Source organism: Snodgrassella alvi (genome assembly GCF_002777425.1).
Taxonomy (GTDB): Bacteria; Pseudomonadota; Gammaproteobacteria; order Burkholderiales; family Neisseriaceae; genus Snodgrassella; species Snodgrassella alvi_B.
Map to the genome: position 1 here is coordinate 38382 of NZ_MDVC01000002.1, position 22407 is coordinate 60788.

20 protein-coding genes are annotated in these 22407 nt (G+C 43.6%); 15 read left to right on the forward strand and 5 right to left on the reverse strand.

Annotation, left to right across the window (positions count from 1 at the left end; translation table 11 throughout):
• Positions 1-98: 98 nt before the first annotated feature.
• The 6 genes from rnc (at position 99) to BGI33_RS00875 (ending at position 5249) form a co-directional block, all read left to right on the forward strand.
• Positions 99-824, forward strand: coding sequence for a ribonuclease III (gene rnc / locus BGI33_RS00850; protein WP_100089499.1), 726 nt, complete (start codon positions 99-101; stop codon positions 822-824).
• A gap of 25 nt (positions 825-849) precedes the next feature.
• Positions 850-1731 carry a hypothetical protein gene (locus tag BGI33_RS00855; protein WP_144235320.1) on the forward strand — a complete coding sequence of 294 codons (882 nt, stop codon included), beginning with the start codon at positions 850-852 and terminating at the stop codon, positions 1729-1731.
• A 132-nt stretch (positions 1732-1863) separates the two neighbouring features.
• Positions 1864-2385: a DUF2867 domain-containing protein gene (locus BGI33_RS00860; RefSeq protein ID WP_100089501.1), complete on the forward strand. Its 522-nt coding sequence runs from the start codon at positions 1864-1866 to the stop codon at positions 2383-2385.
• A 305-nt stretch (positions 2386-2690) separates the two neighbouring features.
• Entirely contained in the window at positions 2691-3614 is a 924-nt protein-coding gene (gene era, locus BGI33_RS00865; protein ID WP_100089502.1) for a GTPase Era, read from the forward strand.
• A gap of 178 nt (positions 3615-3792) precedes the next feature.
• On the forward strand, positions 3793-4353 hold the full coding sequence (locus BGI33_RS00870) for a class I SAM-dependent methyltransferase (RefSeq protein WP_100089503.1): 561 nt from the start codon (positions 3793-3795) through the stop codon (positions 4351-4353).
• Positions 4354-4385: 32 nt separating this feature from the next.
• Positions 4386-5249, forward strand: coding sequence for an ATP-binding protein (locus BGI33_RS00875; protein ID WP_100089504.1), 864 nt, complete (start codon positions 4386-4388; stop codon positions 5247-5249).
• An 880-nt stretch (positions 5250-6129) separates the two neighbouring features.
• On the opposite strand, the gene xseA is transcribed toward BGI33_RS00875, so the two are convergent.
• Positions 6130-7482 (reverse strand): exodeoxyribonuclease VII large subunit, encoded by a 1353-nt coding sequence (gene xseA, locus BGI33_RS00885; protein WP_100089506.1) that lies wholly within the window; start codon positions 7480-7482, stop codon positions 6130-6132.
• 120 nt (positions 7483-7602) lie between these two features.
• Between xseA and lpxK the strand changes: the two genes are divergently transcribed.
• The 6 genes from lpxK to BGI33_RS00915 all read left to right on the forward strand — a co-directional run bounded on the left by lpxK (position 7603) and on the right by BGI33_RS00915 (position 12053).
• The gene (lpxK, locus tag BGI33_RS00890) at positions 7603-8658 is read left to right on the forward strand and encodes a tetraacyldisaccharide 4'-kinase (protein WP_100089507.1); all 1056 of its coding nucleotides are present in this window, start codon (positions 7603-7605) and stop codon (positions 8656-8658) included.
• Between the two features lie 279 nt (positions 8659-8937).
• Complete coding sequence (locus tag BGI33_RS00895) at positions 8938-9126, forward strand: Trm112 family protein (RefSeq protein ID WP_100089508.1); 189 nt, start codon at positions 8938-8940, stop codon at positions 9124-9126.
• Positions 9123-9890 (forward strand): 3-deoxy-manno-octulosonate cytidylyltransferase, encoded by a 768-nt coding sequence (gene kdsB, locus BGI33_RS00900; protein WP_100089509.1) that lies wholly within the window; start codon positions 9123-9125, stop codon positions 9888-9890. The genes BGI33_RS00895 and kdsB overlap by 4 nt, the downstream gene beginning before the upstream one ends.
• Positions 9891-9944: 54 nt before the next feature.
• Complete coding sequence (adk, locus tag BGI33_RS00905; RefSeq protein WP_100089510.1) at positions 9945-10592, forward strand: adenylate kinase; 648 nt, start codon at positions 9945-9947, stop codon at positions 10590-10592.
• Positions 10593-10721: 129 nt separating this feature from the next.
• A complete protein-coding gene (locus BGI33_RS00910; protein ID WP_180296947.1) occupies positions 10722-11252 on the forward strand; it encodes a CNP1-like family protein in 531 nt (176 codons plus the stop codon).
• A gap of 12 nt (positions 11253-11264) precedes the next feature.
• A complete protein-coding gene (locus tag BGI33_RS00915; RefSeq protein WP_257378913.1) occupies positions 11265-12053 on the forward strand; it encodes a sulfite exporter TauE/SafE family protein in 789 nt (262 codons plus the stop codon).
• Between the two features lie 44 nt (positions 12054-12097).
• Here BGI33_RS00915 and tadA read toward each other — a convergent pair whose 3' ends face one another.
• The gene (tadA, locus tag BGI33_RS00920; protein ID WP_100089512.1) at positions 12098-12865 is read right to left on the reverse strand and encodes a tRNA adenosine(34) deaminase TadA; all 768 of its coding nucleotides are present in this window, start codon (positions 12863-12865) and stop codon (positions 12098-12100) included.
• Positions 12866-13421: 556 nt separating this feature from the next.
• Positions 13422-14471, reverse strand: a complete 1050-nt coding sequence (bioB, locus tag BGI33_RS00925) for a biotin synthase BioB (RefSeq protein WP_100089513.1) — start codon at positions 14469-14471, stop codon at positions 13422-13424.
• Between the two features lie 431 nt (positions 14472-14902).
• Here bioB and BGI33_RS00930 point away from each other — a divergent pair, with 431 nt between their 5' ends.
• Both BGI33_RS00930 and trmA read left to right on the forward strand, forming a co-directional pair.
• Positions 14903-15619, forward strand: a complete 717-nt coding sequence (locus BGI33_RS00930) for an SDR family NAD(P)-dependent oxidoreductase (RefSeq protein ID WP_100089514.1) — start codon at positions 14903-14905, stop codon at positions 15617-15619.
• 48 nt (positions 15620-15667) lie between these two features.
• On the forward strand, positions 15668-16759 hold the full coding sequence (gene trmA, locus BGI33_RS00935) for a tRNA (uridine(54)-C5)-methyltransferase TrmA (RefSeq protein ID WP_100089515.1): 1092 nt from the start codon (positions 15668-15670) through the stop codon (positions 16757-16759).
• A gap of 141 nt (positions 16760-16900) precedes the next feature.
• Here trmA and aspS read toward each other — a convergent pair whose 3' ends face one another.
• Together aspS and BGI33_RS00945 are read right to left on the reverse strand one after the other, a co-directional pair.
• Positions 16901-18709: an aspartate--tRNA ligase gene (aspS, locus tag BGI33_RS00940; RefSeq protein WP_100089516.1), complete on the reverse strand. Its 1809-nt coding sequence runs from the start codon at positions 18707-18709 to the stop codon at positions 16901-16903.
• 71 nt (positions 18710-18780) lie between these two features.
• A complete protein-coding gene (locus BGI33_RS00945) occupies positions 18781-19497 on the reverse strand; it encodes a DUF502 domain-containing protein (protein WP_100089517.1) in 717 nt (238 codons plus the stop codon).
• A gap of 589 nt (positions 19498-20086) precedes the next feature.
• Here BGI33_RS00945 and BGI33_RS00950 point away from each other — a divergent pair.
• The gene (locus BGI33_RS00950; protein ID WP_100089518.1) at positions 20087-22351 is read left to right on the forward strand and encodes a DNA internalization-related competence protein ComEC/Rec2; all 2265 of its coding nucleotides are present in this window, start codon (positions 20087-20089) and stop codon (positions 22349-22351) included.
• Positions 22352-22407 lie beyond the last annotated feature (56 nt).

Genomic DNA, 22407 nt, shown 5'->3' on the forward strand with positions numbered 1-22407 from the left:
GCTTTGTCTATGCGGCAATGCTATATTGATTCTGATAGCACAGATTGATTAAAGAGTCTTGCCTGAAAGATAATTAATTCATTATTAAAGAAGGTTAAATGAAAAAAACTGATGTACGGCATGAAAATGCTTTGGGTTATGTTCAAAAAATGTTTGGCTATCACTTTAAGCAATCAAAATTATTGCAACAGGCATTGACTCATCGCAGTTACAGCGCGTTACACAATGAGCGGTTTGAGTTTATTGGTGACTCAATTTTGAATTATTCTGTAGCCAAAATGCTGTTTGAGGCGTTTCCACGCCTGACAGAAGGTGAACTGTCCAGAATGCGTGCTAATCTGGTGAATCAGGAAACACTGGCACAAATTGCAACTGAATTAAAAGTAGGTGATGCTCTGTTGCTGGGGAGCGGCGAATTGAAAAGCGGCGGCTTTAGGCGTCCGTCCACATTGGCAGATGCAATGGAAGCATTGTTTGCCGCTGTGAGTTTTGATGCTGATTTCAATACAGCCGAAGCTGTGGTACGCCGTTTATATGCAGAACGAATCCGGCATATCAATCCGCAGAATAGTGGTAAGGATGCAAAAACACGGTTACAGGAAGCCCTACAGGCAAGGCATATGCCATTGCCCAAATACAGAATTGTAGATCAGATTGGTGATGTGCATGATCAGCAGTTTGTTGTGCAATGTGATTTGGGGGAAACTGGTTTTCAGACTGAGGCTGCCGGACATAGCCGACGTGAAGCAGAACAGCAAACGGCACAGACTGCTCTGGCTTGGTTAGAAAAGAATTTTCCGTCAGCAAAAATCCGAAAAAAATAAATTATCAACCATAATCGGTATACAGATGAGATTTTTATGGTTTCTTGCCCTGTTACTAAGCCATAGTATATGGGCAAAAACAGTGTATTCTCTTGACGAAGTCTATCCCAATATTAACCATTCCGCTGGTCGGGAATTTGTTGCAGAGGAGCTGGGGGGTGTAAAGCCAGTTGATTATCTTGGCCGTGATTTTTTTTCAAAATCAGATGAATTTAAAAAAATTCTGGCTTTAGTCGATGCGAAGAAGGCAGGTGAGGAAAACTGGCATTTTGCGGGCATTAAGGCATGGCCAAGTCAACCTGATACCTATATTTTTATAGCCTGTTCAAGTATTCAGAAAGATGATAACGATCACTGTCATTATTTGGAAAAAGGTAAAACAATCATCGCTGTGTTGCATTTTGATCAGATAAAAGGCTTCTCATTGATGGCTAAGCCATGGATTGAAAGCGGCACTGATCTGGAAAACAGTGGCTTTCTTCTGAATAATGATTCAGGTGAGCAGGTTATTGGAAATCCGAGGCGTTATGATTTTGCTCCATATCGATTAAGCTCGGATGTATTAGCTTTTGGTGTACGGCATAATACATCTACAGGCTATGCAGGCGGAGGAGCTTTTGATGAATCGGTAACATTATTTGCTGTGATTAATGGTGAATTACTGCCAGTTTTCAATGCACCGACGTATCACTTTGCTAATTATGCAGGAGACTGGCATGAAGATGGTACACGTGACCATGAACTTCATGAAAATGTTTATATTATTAGAATTCTGTCAACGTCTCATTCAGGAATGAAAGATATTCTGTGGCCGGAAAAGGGTAACGCAAAAAAGGTATCTATGATATATCATTGGAATAAGCTAGAGAAAAGGTATACTCCTGTTAAAAAATCAATTATTCAATAACGAAAATTGAGCTGTTGATTAGCCAGTGTCAAGTATTCCAGTATGGGCAAATATCATCCAATTCACTGGAAAATCGGTACTCCCTGTAAAAGCACTCAGATTACTTAAGCATTTATATCGATAAGGAAAAAAATGATTAACAGGCAAAAGGCAATTTCCAAAACGCTGGCTGAGCTACCTGGTAATGTCACTCTGGTTGCAGAAAAATTAGATTATCTGGATTGCCAAAAGAAAGAAATCTGTAAAAATATTACGGCATATGAGGCTTATAAAATGATGACATCCCATCAGCCTGAATGGTTGAGGATGTTATTTAATCTTAGGGATATAGTTGTCAAACCGGCAGGCGTGCGGGCTATACAAGGGTTTACTAATCTGGATGAGGACAAGTATAAATCCGGCCAGATAAATACAGCTCATTTTTTTACCATAACTGAAGACACTGCGGATAAGCTTACTTTGATTGTGAAAGATTCGCATTTGGACGTTTGCCTATGCTTGCGGATTACTGAGAATACTTCTAATTCTAGTAAAAACATGCTTTATCTGGTTGCATCAGTAAGAAATCATAATTTTTGGGGGCGTTTATATATGCTGCCTGTTTCAATACTTCATCCGTTTATTGTCCATAAACTATTTGAAAATATTGATTAGTCAAGTTGTAAGAGTCTAATTTGTAAAATGTAATTTGCTCTAAGCCTTATGTGTAGCACGTCGGCAATGCTGATGTGCTGATGATGCAACAATACGGTATAAAATGGGTAAAGAAAACTTGCAGAATAAGCAATTATTCAGGAATACACTAGTTTCTATTTTTAACTATGCAGATTCATAGCCTATAATCTGTTTTTGCAACGTTGAATTGGTGACTTTTTTGCCTTGTTAAATTCCATATTTTGGAATGCTCCAGTTTATTTTTAGCCACGCTGTGGTTATTTTGTACCTTTTAGAAAGAACGTATGTCTGAAGTGCCCAGTCACAATTATCCATCCCCGTCAGATAATTTTCGCTGTGGGTTTGTTGCCATTGTCGGCCGCCCGAATGTGGGAAAATCTACATTAATGAATCATCTTATTGGTCAGAAAATCAGTATTACCAGTAAAAAAGCTCAGACTACCCGCCATAGAGTTAATGGTATTTATACCGATAATGAAGCGCAATTAATATTTGTTGATACGCCGGGCTTTCAGACTTATCACCGTAATGCACTGAATGACCGTTTGAATCAGAATGTGACTGAAGCAGTAGCCGGTGTGGATGTAATTGTTTTTGTGATTGAGGCATTACGCTTTTCTGATGCGGATCGCGAAGTATTGCAGCAATTACCGCAGCGTATTCCCGTGGTGCTGGTGATTAATAAAATAGATAAGGATAAGGCAAAAGACCAAAGTGTTATGCAGGCTTTTATTGAAGAAGTACAGCAGGCTTTTACTTTTACCAAGGTGGCACTGGTGAGTGCCAAGCATGGTTTGGGTGTTGCCCAACTGGTACATATGCTCAAACCCATGTTGCCACAGGGAATTCCGCTTTATCCTGAAGATATGGTAACAGATAAATCGGCACGATTTCTGGCTATGGAAATTGTGCGCGAAAAGCTGTTTCGCTATCTGGGTGAAGAGCTGCCATATGCTATGAACGTTGAAGTGGAACAGTTTGCCGAAGAGGATGGGCTATACCAGATTTATATTGCAGTTCTGGTGGATAAAGACAGCCAGAAAGGTATTCTGATTGGTAAAGGCGGGGAAAAACTGAAAAAGATTTCCACTGAAGCACGTCTGGATATGGAAAAGCTGTTTGAAACCAAAGTATTTTTAAAGGTTTGGGCAAAAGTAAAATCCGGCTGGGCTGACGATATTCGCTTTTTACGTGAATTGGGCATGTAAGGTTTAATAAATATAAGTATTTATCTGCCCAGATGCCGCTGTACAGGCAAGAAAACAGTTTTCTCAGTTTGCGCAGATATTTTGTTAATATAGAAATATTTTGATATCCTTGACATGTATTTATTTGTAAATGTAATCAAACATTGCTCTGCATCAGCTAGCAGATAGTAGTGGGTTTATGCTTTTAAATATTCTGGACTTTGTACATGCCAGTATTCAGCAAGTAGTGCAGGCTGGCGATACGGTGATAGATGCCACAGCGGGTAACGGGCACGATACTCTTTTTCTGGCCACATGTGTTGGCGAACAGGGTAAGGTAATGGCCTTTGATATCCAGAAAGCTGCATTGCAAGCAACCAGTAAAAGATTGGTCAATGCAGGCATGAGTGAACGGGTTGAGCTGATTGAGGCCGGACATGAGCATCTGGATGATTATATTGAGGGTGAAATTAGTGCCATCATGTTTAATCTGGGCTATTTACCGGGAGCAGACAAAAACTGTACTACTACAGCCACTACAACACTGAAAGCCATTCAGGCCGGATTAGCTCATCTGGCGATTAATGGGGTGCTGGCGGCGGTTTTATATCCGGGGCATGAGCAGGGCAGAATTGAAGCTCACGCAGTACATGAATGGGCTGCCAGCTTACCCCAACAGCAGATAGCAGTATTAAAATATGCTTTTATTAATCGGGTGCATAATGCGCCATACGCTTTGTTATTGCAAAAGCATGCATAAAAACCACGAGTTTAAGCAAAAGGAAACTAGAGATGAAACGCAGGGAACTGATAGAACTGGCTGCCACTGTATTACAGCGGCTGGACGCCATCTTACCACCATTAGCTCAGGAGCCAGACTGGACGGCGGTTGCTTATCGCTGGCATAGGCTGGGTAATAAGGGCATTCTGGAAAGCCTGCCCCATCCACACACTTTTGCCCTGAACTGTCTGGCCGCAGTAGATGAACAACGACGCCAGCTGGTGCGCAATACCGAACAGTTTCTTGCTGGCCGGCCAGCAAACAATGTATTAATGACTGGTGCGCGTGGTACGGGTAAATCATCATTGGTTAAAGCGTTATTGCATCAATATGCTGCTCAGGGCTTACGTTTGGTGGAAGTGGATAAAAGTGATTTGCTCACTTTACCCGCGTTGCTTACTATGCTGGCGCAACGGCCAGAAAAATTTATTCTTTTTTGTGATGACTTGTCGTTTGAAGACGGCGACAATGCTTATAAAGCACTGAAAACCACGCTGGATGGTGGCTTGTCACAGCGCTGTGACAATGTACTGGTTTATGCTACTTCCAATCGTCGGCATCTGATGCCTGAATATATGGCCGACAACCTTGCACAGACTGGTAGTGGTGGCGAAGTTCATCCACAGGAGGCGGTAGAAGAAAAGGTATCATTATCTGATCGCTTCGGTTTGTGGCTGAGCTTTTATCCATTCGACCAGAGTGCCTATTTGCAGGCAGTAGAAAACTGGCTGGAAGAAGCTGGTTTACACTTGGATGACATGGCCAGACGTGCTGCACTTAACTGGAGCCAGAGTCGTGGCAGTCGCTCGGGCAGGGTGGCTTGGCAATTTGTCTGTGACTGGGTCGGGCGGGAACCACAAGAAAGAAAAGTTTGATTTTTTCTGCGTGAAGATTTTTATTGGTTCTTCAATTTGAAAAAATAATATAATTAATTATGTAGTAGATTTAATAAATCTTTTTGTAATAATTTATTTTTATATATATTGTTAATGAATTATCTTGAACAATATATAAATAATCATTTGTTGTTTTTCCTTTCAACTGTATAAAAGATTTATCTTTCTTTTTTGTTCCTTCATAATAAACATTATCACAATCTAATTCTCCTTCTTTACAACAAGAAACTATTTTAATTGTATATCTCGCTGATTCATAATTATTGGTATATAAACAATCACGAGTAAGTTCTTCTGCGGAACAAGTGAAAGACAATAAATACGCTGTATTTCAGACAAATTTTTGTCATGGTTAATTCTGCCAGTATAAGTTTATTTAATTCTTAAGCTTTACAGGATGCAATATGGCTTTCTTGTCAAAATAATATTCTCCATTTGGCGCAGTAATTAAATTCCATTTTAAATTATGCCTCTGTAAAGTAATGATTGCTATACCGTCTTTGCCACCAAAAGTACTATCAAAATGAACTTTAATTTGATTATTCGCCAGCTGGGATTTGAATTTTATATGACAATCTATTTTATTACCAAAATGAGCAATTGAGCACAACTGTCCCGCTACGGTATCATCGGTATTTATTGTTAACTGTATTGAAAAAGTACTATATGGTATTTCGCTATTATCTAAATAAATTTTATTGTTTCAAAGTCCTTTAATATTTACAGCATGTACGCTTCCTGAATGAAATATAAAAAAAAGAGAAAAGGAATAAATAGCGTATAAAACCACGCTTCATGGGTTTTACCTTTTGATAATTATCTTCTTGTTTTAAGCTGCTTTATATAAATCAGCAAAAGCTTAATTATCAAATAAATCAGACTGAACTTTGGGCGGAGCCACCTGTACACGGCGTTCACCCGCAGCAAAGCGAATATTTAGATACTGGCCGGTTTTCAGTTTACTGCTATCGCTAATAACCTGTCCGCGCTGATTGGTTACTACGCTATAGCCTCTGGCCAGAATCTGCAATGGTGAAACAGCCTCCAGCACGGAAGCTTGCTGTTGTAGTCGCTGCTGTGCACGCAGCAGAATATGATGCCAAAATTGCTGTAACTGCTGTTTGCGGTAGGCGAGTGCCTGCTGCGCATGAGTAGTTTGTGGCCGCAAGCTATTTAAGCTGCGCTGTTGCTGTAACAGATTTTGCTGTTGCTGTCTGATCTGACGTTGCATGCTTTGCTTTAACTGGCGTTGCAAGTCTGATAGTTGCTGCTGCTGTTGCTGCCAGTTTTGTTGCGGGTGTTTTAACTGGCGCGCCACCCAGTCGAGTTTCTGTGAAGCATCGTAATAGCGCTGTTGTAACAATTGGTGAATGCGGGTTTGCCATTGTGCAACAGTACGTCGCAATTGCGCCATATCCGGGCTGACCAGTTCTGCGGCCGCAGTAGGAGTAGGTGCGCGCACATCAGCAGCAAAATCGGTCAGGGTAAAATCGGTTTCATGGCCAACGCCGCTAACGGTAGGGATAGTACTGGCGGCTACAGCCCGTACTACAATTTCTTCATTATAAGACCATAAATCCTCAATACTGCCGCCACCACGGCAGATAATCAGTACATCTGCCTGCGCATGCTCGTTGGCAGTGGCAATGGCAGATGCAATCTGCTGTTCACTGCCGGCTCCCTGTACCGCAGTCGGATAGACAATCACGCTGATGCCGCTATGACGCCGACGTAAAGTTGTCACCACATCACGCAAAGCTGCTGCGGCCAAACTGGTGACCACACCCACCACTTTCGGATGGGGCGGTAATAGGCGCTTACGCTGAGGGGAAAATAAACCTTCCGCAGTTAATTGTTGCTTCAGGCGCTCATAAGCTTCATATAACTGTCCCAAGCCCTTATGCCGCACGGCATTGATGATAATTTGAAATTCACCACGGGCTTCGTAAATACTGATTTTTCCGGCTACTTCAAGGTCATCGCCTTCCTGTAAAGGCTGGCTAAGTTGCTGTGCCACGCCTTTAAATAGTACGCATCTGACCTGTGCACGGGCATCTTTTAAAGAGAAATAATAATGTCCGCTGGCGGCACGGGTAAGATTGGAAACTTCACCGCCTATCCACAAACCAACCAGATTCTGTTCGAGTAATTGCCGGGCACATGCATTAAGTTCCGAGACACTTAATGCAGCTGGAGCAAAGAAATCAGACATAAAAAACACCATTATTTCGAGTGATTTTGTGGTGTAGATATTATACGACCTTTTTTACTGGGTTTCAGTTCTGTATATACACCGTGGTATAGTGCCATTTTGTCGTTTATGAGCAGAATTATGAGCTGGATAGCCGGTTTGATACAACGCCACTGGCAACATCCACAGACAGGGCTGACCATACTGTTATGGCCGCTGGCACGGGTTTTTCAGATAATAGCGATGCTGCGCCGCTGGCTTTATCGAATCGGGCTATTGCCTAGTAAGCGGCTGTCTTGCCCAGTAGTGGTAATCGGCAATATTCATGTTGGTGGCGTGGGTAAAACTCCCTTAGTGGCTGCATTAGTGCAGGCGTTGCAGCAGCGGCAGATTAAAGTTGGTATCATCAGCCGCGGCCATGGGCGTTCCAGCAAAGATACGGTAATTATCAATGCCCGTACTACGGCTTCAGAAGCCGGAGATGAACCGCTGATGCTGTTTCAGCAAACTCAGGCACCGATTGCCGTTGCCAGTACACGCGAGGCTGCGGGTAAAGCACTATTACAGGTACACCCGGATTTGCAGCTTCTGCTAAGCGATGATGGCCTGCAACATTATGCTCTCAAGCGGGATATGGAAATTGTGGTGTTTCCAGCGGCGGATATTGGTAAAACAATGGATTTGCTACCCAATGGCCCGTTGCGTGAATCACTTGGCCGTTTGCACCTGGTTGATGGCGTAATATTCAGCCAGGGCGATGCAATAGCCATGCAGCGAGCACAGCGGTTTGGCATGCTAAAAACACAGTGGTGTGGCTACAGCACATTAAATTATGCTGATTTTTATTGCCTGAACCAGCCGCGGCAGACTGCTCAAGCAATAGAGTTTGCAGGCAGGCATTGTGCGGCCATCGCTGCTATTGGCCGACCAGAGCGTTTTTTTCAGGCATTACAAACTTTAGGCATTGATTTGAAGCAAACCATTGCGTTGGACGACCATGCCGTGATTAAACCAGCAGACTGGCCTGAGGCGGATGTGATATTTATTACCGAAAAGGATGCAGTTAAGCTGACTATGCCTTTGCAACATAATATCTGGGTTTTGCCTCTCTCGGCTCAAATCTGCCCCGATTTGGCTGAATTTATTCAGTCGCGATTACAATTGCGCAGTACTGCTACAATAAAAACGTTATCGTGATGAAAAAGATGCCATAAACACTGGCTACTGGTAAAATTTCTGTAAATTGTTCACACAGCATTTATGGATTGTACAGACTGGTTTGGCTGGTATTGCAGGCGAGGAATTTCTCTTCAGGCCGAATATTTCAGCGTACCCTGTATCGCCATTTCAATATATGGTAAAGTCATTCATCGATGTTATGTGTAAATTATTAACTGGCAATGCCTCATTCAGACATCAGACTGAATGAAAAACGATAGATATCGCTTACCACTGTTGTGGTACTAAGGACAGAAAATGGATCAAAAATATCTGGATATTCTGGTATGCCCCCAATGTAAGGGAAAACTGCAATGGCATGCACAGCAACAGGAGTTGTGGTGTAAGGCTTCGCGGCTGGCTTATCCGGTTAAAGACGGCATTCCCTATATGCTGGTAAATGAAGCGCGTGAATTATCTGACGAAGAATGTACAGCCGACGCATGAGTGATTTTGTCGTATTGATTCCGGCACGCCTGTCTTCCAGCCGCCTGCCAAACAAGGCTTTAGCTGATATTCATGGTAAGCCGATGGTGGTGCGGGTGGCTGAGCGCGCCCGCTCAAGTAAAGCCAGTAAAGTCGTTGTGGCCACAGATCATGCAGATATTCAGGCTGCGTGTCAGGCTCATGGTATTGAAGCCGTATTAACGGCCACAGACCACGAAAGCGGCACCACACGTCTGGCTGAAGCGGCCAGCATCTTAAATTTGGCCGAAAATGACTGTGTAGTTAATGTGCAGGGTGATGAGCCCCTGATTGAACCGGAACTGATTAATGCAGTGGCCGCACAGCTACAGCAAAGCTGTGCCCCAATGGCTACAGCCGCACACTTATTAACTGATTACGCAGATTTTATTGACGCCAATTGTGTTAAGGTAGTGCTGAACAGCCAGCACAATGCATTGTATTTCAGCCGCGCAGCCATTCCTTGGCCGCGTGAGCTGATGCGCAGCGGTGCCGAAATGATGCCGAAAGATATACCGGTATATCGTCATATTGGTATTTATGGCTATCGGGTACAATTTCTGCACCAATATTCTGATTTGACACCATCCCCACTAGAGCAGGCTGAATCGCTCGAGCAGTTACGGGTGTTATGGCATGGTTTTAACATCGCGGTACAGATCACCCCCCAAGCGCCAGCGGCGGGGGTTGATACGATGGCAGATCTAGAACGGGTACGTGCCAGTTGGCCGGATATACACAAATAAATATGATTATTTACAGTATATTAAATTAAAATATAGACACATTCAGGAGTTGAAATGAAAATTTTATTATTGGGTGCACCTGGCGCCGGCAAAGGCACACAGGCACAGTTTATTACCGCTGCGTTCAATATCCCGCAGATTTCAACCGGCGATATGCTCCGTGCAGCAGTTAAAGCAGGCACGCCACTGGGTATTGAAGCCAAAAAAATTATGGATGCCGGTGGTTTGGTGCGTGATGATATTATTATTGGTCTGGTTAAAGAACGTATTGCTCAGCCTGATTGTGCCAATGGCTTTTTGTTTGATGGCTTCCCACGCACACTGGCTCAGGCTGAGGCCATGGAAAAAGCCGGCGTGCATCTGGATGCTGTAGTAGAAATTGCCGTACCGGATGATGTGATTATTGAGCGCCTGTCAGGCCGTCGTGTGCATCAGGCTTCAGGTCGTACTTATCATGTAATCTATAATCCACCAAAAGTAAGCGGTGTTGATGATGAAACGGGTGAGCCACTGATTCAGCGTGACGATGATCAGGAAGAAACCATTAAGAAACGCTTACAGGTTTACCACGAACAGACAGAAGTACTGATTGATTTTTATGGTAAACAGGACGGAGCTACGGCACCGGACTATATCCGAGTAGATGGTACACAGCCGGTAGAAGCAGTTAAGACTCAGGTACTGGCGGCATTAAAACTTTAATATTCTACTCAGGCTGTCTGTTGCGAATTTAATTTTAATCGCAGGCAGCCTTTAATTTTGGCTACAATGTGCCAATACTTTTCCAAACATATATGGCTGGATAAAATATTCAGCCGCGGAGACTTGGGTATGAATATTGCCAAAACTATGTTCGCAACTTTGCTGCTTGGTGTATGTGCTCTGGCACTGGCACGCAAGGAAACCCTGTATAACGAACATTATATTGGCCCGGATGAAAATCAGGCATGGGAAGAACATGCTGTGCCGATGCCAGCCTATCCAACAGGTAACGAACAGTGGGCTGATCTCTATATCAGCCAGACTTATACAGGCCAGCCAAAACTAATGCTGAACAGTATTCATATTAATACTGACCATACAGTACATTATATTCTGAACCAGCAGTCTAAACAGGGTATCAATAATCTCTCTGCCGAAGCCATCCATTGCCCCACACGACGTATGAAAGTATTTGGATTTGGTGATGATGTCAATAAACGCTGGATACAGCCGCGCAACAGTCAATGGAAAGTAATCGGTACCACCCTGAATGAGCTGGATAAAGTACGCTCAGTGCTGTATCAGACTTTCTGTGAAGACGGATTGCCACGCAATCAGCAGGAACTAATGCAACGTATTACTACCCGCGCCATGCGCTAGACAGGATTAATCGTGGAATGGTTCAGTGATGCTCATATCTGGAGGCTGTTAATCATCGGTTTTAGTGCCGGTTTGATGGATGCTGCTGTAGGAGGTGGCGGGCTGTTGCAGATACCCGGGCTTTTTAATGCTTTACCAAAACATACCATTGTGCCTATTGTCATGGGTGTCAATAAATTTGCATCAGCCAGTGGTACGCTGGTAGCAGCCGTACAATACACTCGACGTATACCTGTACCATGGGCAATGCTGTTGCCAGCAGCTGTGCTTGCGTTTGTTTTTTCCTATCTGGGCTCGCATATTGTGGTGTATCTGCCCACAGCATGGATGAAACCGTCTATTCTGGTTATTTTAATTGTGATGGCGGTTTATACTTTTCTCAAAAAAGATCTCGGACAGGTTCAGCGCCGGAGCCATCTTAGTCGGCGCGAATATGTTTTTGGTCTCTTTATGGGGGCATTAATCGGCCTTTATGATGGTATTTTGGGCCCCGGTACCGGCAGTTTGCTGGCTTTTGTATTTGTGCGCTTTTTTGCCTTTGATTTCATTACGGCAACCGCCTCATCCAAAGTCATCAACCTGACAACCAATCTGGCCGCGCTGGCTTTCTTCATTCCAAATCAGTACGTGGTGTGGCATTGGGCAATTCCACTGGCTGCTGCCAATTTAACAGGCGGATTAATCGGAAGCAGACTGGCTATGGTTGGTGGCAGTGAATTAATACGCAAAGGATTCATTATCGTGTTATGTATTATGATTTGCAGCTTTGGCCGTGATTTACTTATGTCTTATTTTAAATAATATATTTTTGTATATCATGCTTGTAGTATGTCGTAGTTGCTTGTTTATATCTCTGTACTGCCAGCAGATATATCTGTTATTTGAATAGATTGGCGTTTGTGCCGGAAAAATTGCTGCAATAATTCTTTGGATTCAGCCGCCAGTACACCGCCCAGAATTGCGGTGTGCGTATTAAGCTGGCGGTTGGCAAATAAATTAATCACACTGCCAGCAGCACCGGTTCTGGTTTCAGCAGTACCATAAATTACTCTTTTCACTCTGGCCTGTATTAAGGCGCTGGCACACATGGCACAAGGTTCCAGAGTAATATATACATCACAGTTTTGTAAGCGATAATTGCCCAGCGTGCTACTGGCTGCTGCCAGTGCCTGAATTTCAGCATGGTGGCTGACATTATGGTCGGTAATACAGCGATTATAGCCATAACCAATAAGATTATTTTCGTATACCACAACTGCACCTACCGGCACTTCATTCAGTAGCTGTGCCTGCTGCGCTGCATGTAATGCCTGTTGCATCCAGTATTGCATGATTTTTGCAGACGGAAACAGGGCTACAGGTGGATGCTGCTTTATCTGTTGACGCCAAAATGTTTTCTCTTCGGCGCTAAAGCTCTGCGCGGTACGGTTTTCCACTAAAGCGATAAATTGCCATAACACGCTTTCAGTACTACTGGTGCTAATGTTTTTAAACTGTAAAAAAGCGGTAATAGCACCACGCTGCTGCAAATCTTCTACGCAATGTATGTCAAGCTGTTTAAGAATGGCTATGGTTTTAGGTGCCAGCGGTGGTGTTGTAAGTGGCGTATTCATAAGCAAAGAGAATGATTGATGCCTGTTATCCTACTATAAATCTGGCCAATCATGAAAAGGGAATTTGATATGTAGACGGTGTGATAATTACTGATCATCATGGTGGTTTGGGCGTGTGCTGGCTGAATATTATCTGATTCAGAAAATCAAGATTGTTTGCCTGATGCACCATGGCTAGCGCAAGCTGCCGGAAGGAGTACTGTAATATGTAATTGATTTGGCCGATACTGAGATTCAGGCCATATGACGACAATTGGCCAGCAAGCAAAACGATCTAGAAAACAAGGATGATATGGTTTTGATTAATAATACCGGCCTAATGGAATTTAATGTACTGATAAGGCTAAAACAGCACCACTTAACAAATTCCCGCCCATCAAAGAGGCGTGATTAAATCTATTCGGTAAAATTGTATTTTGTTTCCTTCTTCGTTTAGTACCTTGTAGAAATTTGTATTACATCAGAATGATTAGCTAATTTTAAATAGTGATTGGCCATTGATTTTCACTCATGAATCTTCTGCTTTGCTTGATGAACAGGTAAATATAACTCGTGGTTAAGCATTGGTACTATCGTTAAACATACTAGTTTGATCTTGCTCAATAATAGCTTGCTCTATAGCGGCTTGATGCACTTCATCGCCATAATCTTGTCGTGGTTCTGGCCTAATCCCTAATTTAATAAGTAATGCCTGATCTTTTTCTATCTGGGGATTAGCTGTTGTTAATAATTTATCTCCATAGAATATAGAATTAGCGCCTGCTAAAAAGGCTAGTGCTTGGGTTTGCTCATTCATTTGTTGCCGTCCTGCCGATAATCGCACATAGGATTTAGGCATCATAATACGGGCGACAGCAAGCATTCTGATAAAATCAAACGGGTCTATATCTGGTTCATTTTCCAGAGGTGTGCCTTTAACTTTAACTAAATTATTAATGGGAATGCTTTCTGGATGTTCTGCTAAATTAGCTAACTGGATTAATAAATTAGCACGATCTTTAACTGATTCTCCCATCCCCAGAATACCACCTGCGCAAATTTTCATACCTGCTTCTCTCACATGAGCTAATGTCTGTAATCGATCACTGTAAGTATGAGTGGTGATGATATGAGTATAAAATTCTGGTGAAGTATCCAGGTTGTGATTATAGTAATCTAGTCCGGCATCGGCCAAGGCATAGGCTTGATCTGGTGATAGTTTACCTAAGGTCATACAAGTTTCCATGCCTAATGCTTTCACACCCTTTACCATCTCTAAGACATAAGGCATATCTTTAGCCGTAGGATGTTTCCATGCAGCACCCATACAGAAACGGGTGGAACCTATTGCTTTAGCTGCTTTGGCTTTTTCTATGACCTTTTGTACCTCAAGTAATTTTTCTTTATCTAATCCTGTATTGTAATGGCCGGACTGAGAGCAGTATTTGCAATCTTCCGGGCAGGCACCTGTTTTGATTGATAATAAGGTTGAAACCTGTACCTCATTTGAATTGAAGTATTGTCGGTGTACAGTTTGAGCCTTAAAAATAAGATCATTAAAAGGTAATTGAAATAATTTCATAACTTCAGGCAGAGCCCAGTCATGACGAATAGTGCCCAAGGACATAATAGTTTCCTTTAGTAGCAAGCTTGAGATTAGCAATACAACATAGTATTAAATGCTATATAGCCAACCATTTTAAGTTGTAAAATCTACATGAAACGGGGATAGATTTACGGACGGATGCAGTTTTCTGTTTGTGCTATACTGTTTGTTATCTGAAGTTAAAATACGTCTGAATTGGTTTTCTCCCAGTACCAGAAATTGCGATAATACGCTATCAATTCTGAATATACTAATATTTTTTTAAATGATAAACAGATTGTTTTGTGCCGCGCTGCTGTAAATCTTCTACGCTATATATCAAGCTGTTTTAGAATAGTTATGGTTTTAAAGGCCAGTGGTAGTGTAGTTACCGGTATGTTCGTCGGCCATGGATTTGCCTGATATCCAGTGTCACTCTACAAATCTGGTTAATCTTGAAAAAGGAATTTGATATGCAAAATTGTGTGATTATTACTGGCCATAGTCGTGGTTTGGGCCGCGCTCTGGCTGAATACTATTTAGCTCAGGAAATCAGGGTTGTTGGCCTATCGCGGCATGGCTGGGACAATCCGCCGGAACGATTACTGCAATATGCAATTGATTTTGCTGATGCAGAGGCGATGGCAACATTAGTACAATCAGCTAGCTGGCAGAATAATCTGGAAAACAAGAATGAAGTAATTCTGATTAATAATGCCGGGATGGTGGAACCAAATGCACTGGCCGGCCAGCAGGACTATGATGCAATTATCACAGCCGTAACGGTAAATATTGCTGCGCCATTATTGTTAACCAATGCCGTGATTGCGGCTGCCACCAAAGCCGACATTCGTATTGCTCATATCAGTAGCGGCGCTGGCCGCCATGCGATAGCAGGCTGGAGTGTTTATGGTGCTACCAAGGCTGCATTGGATCAGCATGCAGCGGTAGTGGCTGCTGAGAAGCATCCGCACGTGCGTATTGCCAGCATTGCACCTGGGGTGGTGGATACGAATATGCAGCAGAATATTCGTTCTGCCGATGTAGAAAAATTTCCGCTGGTACATAAATTTATTAATTTAAAAGCGAAAAATCAGTTACAGAGTGCTGAAGATACGGCACAACAAATTGCTGCCATGATTGCAGCCGAAGATTATGGCCAACAGACTCAGCGTGATGTGCGGGAATAAACAGGGGTTTGTTATAATAGCTCCTTTTTTGCTTTGCCTGTTAATTTCATGACGACTGCCGCTTACGAACAACAACTGTCTGATAAACAACTTTATCTGGATAATTTATTTGCAGACTGTGCTTTCCCACCGGTGCAGGTTTTTACTTCACCTGCATCGCATTACCGGATGCGTGCCGAGTTTCGCATCTGGCATGATGGGGATGAGTGCAGTTATGCCATGTTTACGCCGGGTGAAAAAGCCAGTGCCAGTAATGTACGCAAGTTGCGTAATTTTACTATTGCTCATGAAAATATTAATTCACTGATGCCAAAGCTGTTGGATAGCATACAGGCCAATGAGCTGATAAAAGCACGGCTGTTTCAGGTTGAGTTTTTAACCACACTGGCAGGTGACACGCTGGTAACGCTGATTTATCACAAAAAATTGGACGATAGCTGGGTTCAGGCGGCCAGAATATTGGCAGCCGAACTGGGTATTCGGATTTTGGGACGCAGTCGCGGACAGAAAGTAGTTCTGGAACGGGATTATGTTATTGAGCGGTTAACTGTTAATCATGAGGTGTTTCAGTACAAGCAGCTAGAAGGTGGTTTTACTCAGCCTAATGCAGAAGTATGTCAATCCATGTTGAGTTGGGCTACGAATGTGGCGCAAGCGATTAATAGCGGAGACTTGCTGGAACTGTATTGTGGCAATGGTAATTTTACTCTGCCTCTGTCCCGCCATTTTCGCCGGGTGCTGGCTACAGAAGTATCAAAAACCTCCGTACAGGCTGCGCGTTGGAATATTGAAACTAATCAGATAAATAATATTGCTTTGGCTCGGCTGTCGGCCGAAGAGTTTACTGAGGCTTATACCGGTGTCAGGGCTTTCCAGCGTTTGGCGAGCGAGCAGATTTATCTGGCTGATTATCAGTTCAGCTCGGTTTTTGTGGATCCGCCACGAGCTGGTATTGATCAGGCAACGCTTGAATTATTGCAAAAATTTGACAATATCATTTATGTATCGTGTAATCCTGTCACTTTGCACGAAAATCTGCAAATACTTCTAACTACGCATGAAGTTAAGCGAGCGGCGATGTTTGACCAGTTTCCTTTTACACCACATATTGAATCGGGTGTGTGGCTGCAAAAGCGTTGATTAATCAATTATTGATAATAGTCGGTTTAATCCAGTGCTCTGAATTTTAAAACGCTCTGATTTAACTCTCATCATCAATGATGATTTCGATAAAAAAAACTGCCTGACAGCTATCAGGCAGTTTTTTATTGAATAAAGCAATTAATTCTGTTCTTCAGTTTGAGCTTTCTGACGTAAGCGCAAGCCTAATTCACGCAGTTGTTTTTCATCTACATGATTTGGTGCATCTACCAGCAAGTCCTGTGAACGTTGGGTTTTCGGGAAAGCAATAACGTCACGAATGGAGTCAGCACCAGCCATCAGGGTAACCAGACGGTCCAGACCGAAAGCCAGACCACCATGAGGTGGCGCACCGAATTTCAGGTTGCTTAGGAGAAAACCGAATTTATTCTGTTGTTCTTCTGGTGTAATTTTTAGTGCAGCAAATACTTTTTCCTGAATATCAGCACGATGGATACGGATGGAACCACCACCGATTTCCCAGCCGTTTAATACCATATCATAAGCACGGGCAAGGCATTGTTCGGGTGCATTTACCAGTAAATCTTCGTGGCCAGTCTTGGGTGCAGTAAACGGGTGATGCATGGAAGACCAACGTTGTTCTTCCTCATCATATTCAAACATGGGGAAATCAACTACCCATAATGGGCGCCATTCTTCGGTAAAGTAACCATTGGCAGCACCGTGTTCATGGCCAATTTTGACACGCAGGGCACCAATGGCTTCGTTCACAACTTTAGCCTTGTCTGCGCCAAAGAAAATGATATCGCCATTCTGGGCACCGGTTTTTTCAATAATCGACTGCAATGCGCTATCAGACAGGAATTTCACAATCGGAGACTGCAAGCCGCTGTCTTCGCCATTGTTTATCTTGCTGGTGTCGTTAACCTTGATATAAGCCAGACCTTTGGCACCATAGATGCCTACAAACTCGGTATAAGTATCTATTTCCTTGCGGCTTAATCCGGCGCCATTAGGTACACGCAATGCCACAACTCGGCCGTTTTTCATGTCGGCAGCAGCACGGAATACTTTGAATTCTTCCGTTTTCATAACATCAGTGAGCTCGGTAAATTGCAGGTTTACCCGTAAATCCGGTTTGTCTGAACCATACAGGAACATGGCGTCGTGCCAGCTCATGCGTGGGAAAGTGGGTAAATCGACAGATAATGCTTCCTGAAATACCAGTTTAACCATGTTTTCAGTGATATCCATGATTTCGTTCTCGCTAAGGAACGAAGTCTCCAAGTCAATCTGGGTAAACTCAGGTTGACGGTCGGCACGTAAATCTTCATCACGGAAACATTTAACAATCTGGTAGTAACGATCAAACCCGGCCACCATCAATAACTGTTTGAATAATTGCGGTGATTGGGGTAACGCAAAAAATTCACCCGGGAATACACGGCTAGGTACCAGATAGTCACGGGCACCTTCCGGAGTAGAGCGGGTAAGCATCGGTGTTTCGATATCAATAAATCCCTGACTGTCCAGATAACGGCGCACAGCCATGGCCACACGATAGCGTAGGCGCAGATTATTCTGCATTACCGGACGGCGTAAATCGATTATCCGGTTGGTGAGGCGAACATTTTCGCTAATGCCCTCGTCATCAATCAGGAAAGGAGGGGTAGCAGCGGTATTGAGTATTTCTATTTCCTTGGCTAACAGTTCAATGCCGCCAGAAATCATTTTGTCGTTTTTGGTGCCATCTGGGCGTGCACGAACACGGCCAGTAATGCTCAGTACATATTCATTACGGGCAGAATCGGCCAGAGTAAATGCCTCTGGTGTATCAGGGTCAATCACAACCTGTACGATGCCTTCGCGGTCACGCAAGTCAATAAATATTACACCACCATGGTCGCGACGGCGATGTACCCAGCCTTTTACGGTGACGGTCTGGTCGAGATATTGCTCGTTAATTAAGCCACAATAGTTGGTTCGCATTTTAATGCCTTTGTTGCAGTGATTACGGTTAATTGTGTCATCAGGAATATCATCCCGGTCAAAGCCCGGTGCTAGTGTGGTTTGGCTGGTTTGTGTAGCGGGAAAATAGCCTGTAATGACTGTTTATGTGGGGGTTCGTCTGGCTGTACCATGCCCAGCGAAATAACATATTTCAGTGCATCGTCCACGCTCATGTCGATTTCGCGTACATCTTTACTATTGACCATAATATAGTAGCCACCGGTAGGATTGGGCGTAGTTGGCACATATACAGAAATGTACTCATTTGCCGGCGTGTCGCCAGCCTGATGTGGCAGGGCAGATGCAATGTTATCCGGTATATGGCCAGATACAAATCCGATCGTCCAGATGCCTGGCTGCGGAAAAGGTATCAACACCGGTGTTTTGAACGACTGGCGCGAATCTGACAATAATGATTCAGATACTTTCTTGACGCCCGAATAAATGCTTTTTACGACAGGAATGCGCCCCCAAAATGCATCCCAAGCAGCTAATATTCTGCGTCCGAGCATATTGGCTGCCAGTAAGCCAGTAAAAAATACAATGATAAGCGCAGCCAGCAAACCTATACCATGGATTTTGAAACCTAAAAATGCCTGTGGTTGCCAGCGTGCCGGTAAAATGTTGACGAGCTGATCTGCCATGCCAATGATATAACTGATTACCCAAATTGTCACAATAATGGGCAGCCATACGAGCACGCCAGTGAGCATGTATTTTTTTAAGGATTTTTTCAGTTTTCCGCTCTCGGCAGGCTGTTGCGCCATGGTGTAGTTAAATCCTTTTAATCTAGTCAGCTTACGATTATCAAATTTTATATTATACCTACATTTGGTTGTTTTCACAGTGGCTATTACTGATGTTAATTAAATTTAATTTTAGGCGGGTAGTTTTGCAAATATAAGCTGTCTCTATCTGGGCAGGCTTGTGATTAATCTGATGCGAGTGAGTAATCGATCGGGGCAAAAATCAGTTTTGTGAATACTTTGCTATTTATAGTTAAATCTGAGTATTGATGTCCGCTGTCTTGTATAAGCTATTATATGATTTACTTCCATTTAACTGTTTGATTATTTGATGCAAAGATGATTGCTGTAGCTAGTGTTTACCCATATATAAAATAAGCAGATGAAAATCGGTTAATTACTGACTAATGCCTGAGTGGCTTTAAGATTGAACTGATTCAGTCGATAACACATAGAAAAATAATTATAAGTTTTCTGAGATTAATTTAGAATTATACCGATTAAACCATGAATAAATTACAAAGACATTTTATGTTAATTTATTTGGTATAATGTATGTAGTATAAATATAAAATTAATTATATCTTTTTGGGGAATTGTAGCTGTTTATATGGCGAAAATCCGTTTTGCCTGTGCATGGTTACCATGGTGGGTTGTGGGCGTCTGTGGGTCTTACTTATTACCTCAGTCTGTAATTTTGCCATGGCTAAGTGCTTTGTTTATTCTGGCTGTATTGATTGTGTGGCCTGGCTGGCAATGGTGTCGTTATGGCTGTGCAATTTGCGCTGGCGTGATATTTGCATTATGGCGTACCGATATGATATTGCAACAACAATGGCCATTAACGGATAAAGCACAGTTACAAGATGTTGTGATTAAAGTCACGGATATTCCCCAGCAGAATCAGCAGCGCAGCCGCTTTGTGGCTCAGGTAAGTTTACCCAACGGCCAACAGCAGCAATGGTTATTAACGGATTACACAAAACAGCAATGGCTGCCGGGCAGCAGATGGCAGGTAAGGGCAAAAGTACGTGCGATTATCGGCGAAACCAATAAGGTTGGTTTCAATCAGGAAGCCTGGGCGCTGGCCAATCATATTGGTGCGATGGCTACAGTCGTCAAAGGGCAGCGTAAAGCATTACCAGCTACATCTGGCTGGCTGGAATGGCTGGCACGCTGGCGTCTGTGGTGTAGCGCACGCTGGCAGGCACAGGCTCAGACTTACCCGCAGGGTGTAGCCTTGCTCAAAGCGCTTGCTGTCGGTGAGCAGTCTGCATTACCTGCAGCCGCCTGGCAAATATTTCGCCCACTTGGATTGAATCATCTGGTTAGTATTTCCGGCCTGCATGTAGGTATGCTGGCCATGCTGGCTGCATGGTTATGTGGTAAATGTTTACAGTATTTACCCGTACGCATTCACCAGCCATGGATATACACCCGCTGCACGGCTGTGCTGACAGCTATTCTTTATAGTGCACTGGCCGGTTTTGCTGTTCCCACTCAGCGCAGTATGCTGATGATTATTATTCTGGCCTTAACTTGGCGACGCGGGTATTTGCGTGCCTTTCAGGTATGGTGGTTAACGATAGCGATTGTATTGCTGTTTGACCCTTTGGCTGTATTAAGTGTTGGATTCTGGCTGTCTTTTCTGCTGGTTGCTGTGTTGATGTGGGCTGGTGACGGCTATGGCCATAGTGCTAAATGGCGTCAGTTAGTACTGGCACAATGGGCAGCAGGGCTGGCTTCGGTTGTACTGGTGGCTTTTTGCTTTGGTTCGGTACCGCTCATATCGCCGCTGGTAAATGCACTGGCTATTCCCTGGTTCACGCTGGTACTGGTGCCATTGGCCTTACTGTCATTGATTATACCAGTGGATATATTGCGTACTCTTGCCGCCTATCTGAGTGAACAAACCATGTGCCTGCTACACTGGGTAGCTGGCTATGCTCCTGAATATTATCCGGCACATGCTCCTTTGGCGTTATGGCTGCTGGCGCTTATTGCTGTTTTGCTGTTGCTACTGCCACGCGGGTGGTATTTACGTCCATTATGTCTATTGATTTTACTTTTATTGCTCAGCTATCGACCACCGCGTCCTGCTCAGGGTGAAGCAGTTATCAGGGTATGGGATGTTGGGCAGGGTTTGGCTGTAAGTATCAGTACAGCCAAACATGAATTATTGTTTGATACTGGCACTGCCTATGCAGCGCAATCTGCCTTGTTGCCCAATTTACGTGCTGCTGGTATTAAACGGCTGGATACGCTGGTTCTGTCTCATAATGATAGTGATCATGATGGTGGTGCAACGCTGATTAAGCGGCACCTGCAACCACACAGTATTATTGCTGGACAACCACAAGCATATTCTTTTCCAGTGCAAGCATGTAGAGGTGGTTCAAACTGGCAATGGGATGGGGTATGGTTTGAGTTTCTTAATCAGCCGGTGGTGGCCAAAAGCGGAAAAAATGAATATAGCTGCGTGTTACGTGTTGTGAGTGCCGATAAAGCCATCCTGATTACTGGTGATTTGGGCAAAAAGGGAGAGCGTACTTTAATGGCTGCATATAACGAAAATTTATTCAGCCAGATTTTAATTTTAGGCCATCATGGCAGCCGTCATTCCAGTGATATGAATTTTATCCGTACAGTGGCGCCACAATATGCTGTTGCCAGTGCTGGCTTCGCCAATCCATATGGCCACCCGCATGTTCAGGTACAGCAGTTGCTGCTACAGGAGGGTATTACCCTGTTGCGCACAGACCGGATGGGAGGCATGCAAACTACTTTATCGGCACGGCCGGTGCGCTGGCAGCTATTACACACTTATCGGCCTTACTGGCAGCGCAAGCCGGTAGTAGAGATTATGCCAAAATAGCTTCTGAACGGCATAATATACTGGCGTATAATGATAAATGTCCGTTAACTGGCTGG

Coding starts and splice junctions, on each gene's coding strand:
- era (WP_100089502.1), top strand. CDS start 2,691: ATGTCTGAAGTGCCCAGTCACAATTATCCATCCCCGTCAGATAATTTT.
- rnc (WP_100089499.1), top strand. CDS start 99: ATGAAAAAAACTGATGTACGGCATGAAAATGCTTTGGGTTATGTTCAA.
- BGI33_RS00950 (WP_100089518.1), top strand. CDS start 20,087: ATGGCGAAAATCCGTTTTGCCTGTGCATGGTTACCATGGTGGGTTGTG.
- BGI33_RS00875 (WP_100089504.1), top strand. CDS start 4,386: ATGAAACGCAGGGAACTGATAGAACTGGCTGCCACTGTATTACAGCGG.
- xseA (WP_100089506.1), bottom strand. CDS start 7,482: ATGTCTGATTTCTTTGCTCCAGCTGCATTAAGTGTCTCGGAACTTAAT.
- trmA (WP_100089515.1), top strand. CDS start 15,668: ATGACGACTGCCGCTTACGAACAACAACTGTCTGATAAACAACTTTAT.
- kdsB (WP_100089509.1), top strand. CDS start 9,123: ATGAGTGATTTTGTCGTATTGATTCCGGCACGCCTGTCTTCCAGCCGC.
- BGI33_RS00860 (WP_100089501.1), top strand. CDS start 1,864: ATGATTAACAGGCAAAAGGCAATTTCCAAAACGCTGGCTGAGCTACCT.
- BGI33_RS00910 (WP_180296947.1), top strand. CDS start 10,722: ATGAATATTGCCAAAACTATGTTCGCAACTTTGCTGCTTGGTGTATGT.
- bioB (WP_100089513.1), bottom strand. CDS start 14,471: ATGTCCTTGGGCACTATTCGTCATGACTGGGCTCTGCCTGAAGTTATG.
- adk (WP_100089510.1), top strand. CDS start 9,945: ATGAAAATTTTATTATTGGGTGCACCTGGCGCCGGCAAAGGCACACAG.
- aspS (WP_100089516.1), bottom strand. CDS start 18,709: ATGCGAACCAACTATTGTGGCTTAATTAACGAGCAATATCTCGACCAG.
- BGI33_RS00895 (WP_100089508.1), top strand. CDS start 8,938: ATGGATCAAAAATATCTGGATATTCTGGTATGCCCCCAATGTAAGGGA.
- BGI33_RS00945 (WP_100089517.1), bottom strand. CDS start 19,497: ATGGCGCAACAGCCTGCCGAGAGCGGAAAACTGAAAAAATCCTTAAAA.
- lpxK (WP_100089507.1), top strand. CDS start 7,603: ATGAGCTGGATAGCCGGTTTGATACAACGCCACTGGCAACATCCACAG.
- BGI33_RS00855 (WP_144235320.1), top strand. CDS start 850: ATGAGATTTTTATGGTTTCTTGCCCTGTTACTAAGCCATAGTATATGG.
- tadA (WP_100089512.1), bottom strand. CDS start 12,865: ATGAATACGCCACTTACAACACCACCGCTGGCACCTAAAACCATAGCC.
- BGI33_RS00870 (WP_100089503.1), top strand. CDS start 3,793: ATGCTTTTAAATATTCTGGACTTTGTACATGCCAGTATTCAGCAAGTA.
- BGI33_RS00930 (WP_100089514.1), top strand. CDS start 14,903: ATGCAAAATTGTGTGATTATTACTGGCCATAGTCGTGGTTTGGGCCGC.